Raw genomic sequence first — 2,403 nt, forward strand, 5'->3', positions numbered from 1 at the left:
GAATTTTTTTCTAAATATAAAGTTCTTGTGTTCTCTTTTTTAAGAACGTTTACGACTTTCATATCCAGCAAGAAAAACTGTTTGAGTTTTGTTTCTATGAAAAAGTTAATAGTCTTCAAATTATCACATTCGAAAAGTTGAAGGCTTTCCAAATTTGTCAAATTTTGAAGATTAAGATTTTCAACTGGATTTCCTTGAATATATAATGATTTTAAATTTTCATATTTACCAATAAACTCAAATTCTTTTATGTCATTTCTAAAAGCATATAATCCTTTTAGGTTTGGCATTTCTTTAATTACTAGTTTTTCTCCCAATTTATTTTCTCCAACATAAAGTTCTTCAATAGTTGTATTTCCGTAAAAAACATTTAAATCGGTAATGTCATTAGTCATTGCGTTTATGATTTTTAAACCTTTGAAGTATATTAAGTCGTCTAAACTTTTTATACTCTTTTTGGTAACTTTTATTTTAGTAACTGTGTCAATTTCGCTTATTTCAATTTCACTATTTTTATTGAAATCAAATCCAAGTTCAATTAAAGCATTTTTTAAATTTTTATCTTTAAATTTTATTTTTTGAGCATTAACTTTCATAGAAATTAAAGCAACAATTATTACTAAGACTTTATAGTTCATTCGTTCTTTTTTAACGGTTTTCAAAAAATTTCTCACAACGTTTTGCAGCTACACAGCTGTTGCGGACAAAGAAAACGAAAATTGTCGGATTTGCCAAAAATTTCAAACACAAAACAGATTTTGAATTAAACCCTAAAACCGCAATAGTGTGTAACTGCTGTTAGCGGTTCGGGCTTCTTTCATTCGTCTGTCTTTTTGGTTAATAATGCTATTTCCATAACTCTTCTATAAAAGTCTTCAAATTCGTCTTTGTTATATTTTGTCCGCATTGACCTTAGAACATCTGAAGCGTCAAATCCACCCCATTCCCAAAGCATTGTGTCAAAATTATATTTTAACATTTGAGTTTCTACTTCTGTCCGTAATGATTTCACTTTGTCTGTCGTCATGCCATAACTCTTTAATAGTTTAGTCAATCGTTCGTCTGTTTCTGTCGTAAATTCTGTGTCTAAAAATGGTTCAAGTATCCAACCCCAAATCATTGGTCGTTCAATAGTCATGATATTATTCTTTTTAGCAAACGCTTCAAGTTCAACTTTCTTTTCAGACGTTAGGTAAATTAGTTCATTACCAACCCTAAATGTCGGCGGATATGATTTATAATCTATGTCGTCAATTTGGTATGTCTTGATGATATTTTGTCTGTACGCTATGGACGGTTCAAATGGATAATTCTCAATTTTTAAAAAGTCGTCACCAATTGTTAGTTGACCAGTAGAAACGAGCAATTCTTTCACTTCTGATTTTGAAGTGCTGAACATTGTCCAATTGTCACTTGGTTTCTTATTTGTTTTGAAAAGTCGTTTTATAAATTCCATTTGTTTCTGTTTCGGTGTCGTCTTTTTAGCCTGACCGCTAACGTTTTGCTGCTTCTAGCAGTGGCGTAATTTCGACACTAGCCATCACAAATATAACTAAAATTTAGTTTCAACAATTAAGTTTTATAAATAAATCCCAAGCCTAGCCATTGCTAGAAACAGCTGTTGTGCGTCGTTTTTTATTTGATTTCAAAATATCCACCAAATGATTTATCTTTCATAAAGTTTCCATTCTTATCTTTTTCCATAAATATTCCTTTTAACTTTCTATCTATTAGTAAAGTGTCTGGAATAAAATCATTATCATATGGCTTTTTGGTAAAAATAATTGTGTCATTTTTCATTATATATTCACCATCAAAATTTTGCTGAAAGCCAAATATTCCATTTATCTCATTTTCACATTTTCCGTTTTCTCTAAACTTTAAATTATAGACAAACTGATCATCTATTAATGTTGCATTTAATATTTTTTTCGATTTAAAAATTTCCGATGAATAAAGATTTAATGCAATAATTGCTATTAAAACAATTGAGTGAGAAATAATTCTGATTTTGGTTTCTTTAATTCCATTTCTAAAAAATGATATAATTGTGTTTAGTAACGAAATTATATATAGAATAATTATTGGAAATATTATAATCCCATATGAAAATAGAAATAAAGTCATTCCACCGTAAAAGTCTGTAATTATCCAACCAATAATACCGCAACAACTCAAAATTGCGATTATCTCAAATATTTTAAATTTTATGTTCACTGTTTTATTTGATAGTTTTTCGTTTCGTTTAGGCAAAATGACGCACAACGTTTTGCTGCTTCTGGCAGTGGCGTAATTTCGACACTAACCATCTCAAATATAACTAAAATTTAGTTTCAAATTAAGTTTTATTAATAAATCCCATGCCTAGCCATTGCTAGAAACAGCTGTTGGTGGATAGTGCCT

The 2,403-nt window shown here is 29.3% G+C and carries 3 protein-coding genes; all 3 read right to left on the reverse strand.

The annotated features are described in order from the left end of the window. The coding region (locus O9267_RS13825; RefSeq protein ID WP_298180577.1) for a hypothetical protein at nucleotides 1–638 on the reverse strand (638 nt) is incomplete at its 3' end. A 179-nt stretch (nucleotides 639–817) separates the two neighbouring features. Next, a complete protein-coding gene (locus O9267_RS13830) occupies nucleotides 818–1,456 on the reverse strand; it encodes a hypothetical protein (RefSeq protein ID WP_298180579.1) in 639 nt (212 codons plus the stop codon). A gap of 179 nt (nucleotides 1,457–1,635) precedes the next feature. Next, nucleotides 1,636–2,217 carry a hypothetical protein gene (locus O9267_RS13835; protein WP_298180581.1) on the reverse strand — a complete coding sequence of 194 codons (582 nt, stop codon included), beginning with the start codon at nucleotides 2,215–2,217 and terminating at the stop codon, nucleotides 1,636–1,638. Nucleotides 2,218–2,403 lie beyond the last annotated feature (186 nt).

Source organism: Flavobacterium sp. (assembly GCF_027531705.1).
GTDB lineage: Bacteria > Bacteroidota > Bacteroidia > Flavobacteriales > Flavobacteriaceae > Flavobacterium.

What these genes read in the sequence shown, in the direction of transcription:
- O9267_RS13830 (WP_298180579.1), bottom strand. Translation starts at nt 1,456, where the DNA reads ATGGAATTTATAAAACGACTTTTCAAAACAAATAAGAAACCAAGTGAC.